Origin of the sequence: Bergeyella zoohelcum ATCC 43767 (assembly GCF_000301075.1) — a bacterium.
GTDB classification, from domain to species: Bacteria; Bacteroidota; Bacteroidia; order Flavobacteriales; family Weeksellaceae; genus Bergeyella; species Bergeyella zoohelcum.
Genome location: NZ_JH932293.1, coordinates 2,153,019 through 2,155,686, shown reverse-complemented (window position 1 = coordinate 2,155,686; position 2,668 = coordinate 2,153,019). Strand labels below are relative to the sequence as shown.

Below are 2,668 nucleotides of genomic sequence, written 5' to 3'. Positions count from 1 at the left end.
CTGCTTATACAGGTAATGACCCTAAAGTAGCGAAGATTACGGAAAAAGGGTATTATTTCTATAATGGTACCGAGTGGGTGAAAGCGGGGAGTGATGCTAATGACCAACTTTGGGCTCAGAGAGATAATGGTGGAGTTACTGAAACTTATCTGAAACCAGCGGATAATAAATCAGACAGAATTTCATATTATTCTAATGATTACTTGAATAGTGGATTGGGGATAAAAATAGGAAATGCTCCAGTAAAACAGGAAGAATCAGAAACGGCATATACATTAGATATCTCTTCATCTGCCTTTAAAAATACAGTTTCTGCAGGAAAATCTTATTTTGGAGGAGCAGCTCAGACTTTTGAACTTGGTAAGGAGCATTTTGATAGAAATATTTTGTCTCCCAAAAATTATTCAGGTTTTTATACAGGAGTATTTACAGAAGGAAGTATTTCGGGAAATATAGGTACAATCAATGGTAATATTTCTACATTAATTATTGGGCGTACTTTGGATAGTGATGGGAAAGATACTTTTACCCCTCGTACACCTGTTACAAATGTAAATGTAGGAACTGCAAGAGGAGGTCGTTTTTATACTGTGTCTCGTACTTCAGGAAAAATAAGTGATCTCACTGGAGGACTATTGCAAGTGAATAACGAAACAGGAGGACAAGCGACTCGTATGTATGCTGCAGATGCAAGGGCAATAAATTTTTCTGGAAAAGTTGAAAGTTTATCTGCATTACGAGGATTTGTAAGAGCAGGGGTAGGTCAAGTGGAACATATGAGAGGACTTGATATTGTGGCGAGTTTTGAAGTAGGTAGCGGAGAAGCTCCTGGAAATATCAAAAATGCATATTTAGCTGATTTAAGATATAATCCAGAAAATCCTAATAGTTTAGATAATGCTTATGGTATTAAGATTGGAAATGTAGCTAAAGGAAGTTTAGCAAATTATTCTATTTATACAGGAACGGGAAAGGCTTATTTTAATGATGATGTACACTCTACCCGAACATTTTATCATGGACCAGCATATGATGCAAACTCTAAAACGCAGCTTTATTCTGATCATTGGTCCACTCAAGGAGGACTTTCATTTGCTACTCCTATGCAATGGTTAGGGACAAATGGATCTTTTAGGGCTTCCTGGGGTTGGAATGGTTATAGAAACACAGGAGGTGCATGGAATTCCTTGGGAGTTAATTCCTCTACTGTAGGTTCTATGATAGAACAAGGAAATGATGGAATACTTTTTAGAATAGAGGATATGAATGGTATCACTGGACAGACAGCACCGAATATTAGAATGACTATAAATCCAGCAGGTGAGGTACAAATTAATTCTCTTTCAGGATCAGGTAATCGTCCAGTGTATGCAGATGCACAAGGTAAATTAGTAATCGGTAGTTCTACTACTATCAGATCTGCATGGGTTCCAGATACAGCGAGTAATTCGGTACAGCTTGCCATTACATCTGCTAATGGAGACAGAACTACTCATCCAATAAGCATTACAGATGAAGGAATGGTAAGAGCTACTTCTTTCCAAGGAGTTAATGGAGCTACCATCTTCCCAGATTATGTATTCCAAAAGTACTATACAGGAACTTCTTCTATCAAGGCAGATTACAATTTCAAATCCCTAAGCCAAGTAGAAGATTTTGTAAAAGCGAATGGACACTTGCCTGGGTATAAATCAGCGGCAACTATTAAAGCACAAGGTTATGTAGATTTAATGGAAACGCAGCTGACCAATGTGGAGAAAATAGAAGAGCTTTACTTGCACAGCATAGAGCAAGACAAAGCATTAAAAGCTAAAGATGCAGAGATTGCAGATTTAAAGCAGAGGCTTGAGAGATTAGAAAAATTAATCCAATAAATTTTACTTTGCCCTATCGGAATTGTAATTCTGATAGGGCTTTTTTTATGATAGTGAGTTTTTAGCTTCTAGCCATTGGCAGTTAGCTTTCTAACTTCCAAATTCTAATTTCCAACTTCTAATTATTAAAATCATTATACATTCTACCTTGTACATGGTACAATATCTAATCTTCAACTTCTAAAATTTGTGTCTTGTACTACTTTTAAAAAACTTTTTGTGTATTAGAAAACTTTATCTATCTTTGCCTCGTTATGTTACACACAATCAATACATATAAAATTACTGAAAAAAAGTGGGCCAAAAATTTGGTCAATTCAAATGATTGTGTAAACACACACACACACACACACACACACACACACACACACACACACACACACACACACACACACACACACACACACACTTACCTTCGCTAAGTATATATAAATATGCGTGTGTACGCGGAATCTATAAAAAAAATCTAGAGCGAGCAAATATCGGATATTTTAATTTATATCCTCCTTCTTTCGGAAGGGGGCAATTTTGTATGTGTCTATGTCATCATCATAGTTATTTGTTACCCCATAGAGGAGAGACCTGTACCAGTACATTCCCTATCCTTTACCAGAACTTTTTACAAAAATCAATACGATATCAGTGTCTCCCTTCTAATTTGTACAGTTCACTAATTGTTTTTTGGGAGGATAGGGATTTAATAAGGAATTATCTAGAAAAAGGAAAGAAATTAAAGAATCTAAAAAATCGAAATCATCGAAATCATCGAAACGAACGGAATCCTTTAATTTTTT

1 pseudogene is annotated in these 2,668 nt (G+C 35.9%); it reads left to right on the top strand.

The window, feature by feature from the left end:
• Positions 1-1,874 (top strand): annotated as a pseudogene (locus tag HMPREF9699_RS10865) (hypothetical protein); the annotation flags it as partial.
• Between the last annotated feature and the right edge of the window lie 794 nt (positions 1,875-2,668).